The organism is Caballeronia sp. NCF2, from assembly GCF_023631205.1.
Lineage (GTDB): Bacteria > Pseudomonadota > Gammaproteobacteria > Burkholderiales > Burkholderiaceae > Caballeronia > Caballeronia zhejiangensis.
Map to the genome: position 1 here is coordinate 1 of NZ_JALQDN010000126.1, position 545 is coordinate 545.

1 protein-coding gene is annotated in these 545 nt (G+C 62.9%); it reads right to left on the reverse strand.

Features of this window, described 5'->3' with window-relative positions; translation table 11 throughout:
* A partial coding sequence (locus NCS02_RS36190; protein WP_502800936.1) for an IS21 family transposase occupies positions 1–545 on the reverse strand: 545 nt, incomplete at both ends.

The window sequence follows — 545 nt, forward strand, 5'->3', positions numbered from 1 at the left end:
GCAGGCAGAAATGAGGTGCCGTAGTGACGCGCGAAGTCCAGCACGGTGTCGCCGGCGCGAGGCTCATAGCGATCGGGGTCGGCGATCATCGCGCGCGGGTTGTCCGGCACGATCAGTTGTGGAACGCCGCCGTAGAAGGTTAGCGCGCGGGCGATACCACTCAGCCAGTCCTCCATCGTCTCGGCCGGCGTGGCACATGCGAATGTATAGCTCGATGCGCCCATGGCGGCCACGAAGATGTGCGCGCGACGCCCCGTGGTCAACGGCAATGTGGGACCGGCGAAGTCGACGAATAGCTTCTCACCAGCACGGTGGATCTGCCGCATCGAGCGCTTCAGCCGTTTTGCGAACGCCTTATAGTGCTCGCAGAACTGCGTGTAACGGTAAGTCTTCCGATTCGCGAACTCCGCCTGATATTCCTCCCACAACAACGTCAGCGTCACGCCCTTGCGGCGCAGCTCTTGATGTATGCGACCGTAGTCGGGCTGTGCATAGGCCGCGGGTCCGGTGGGCTTGCCAAGAAGCCGTCGCTCGAGCTCGCCTTC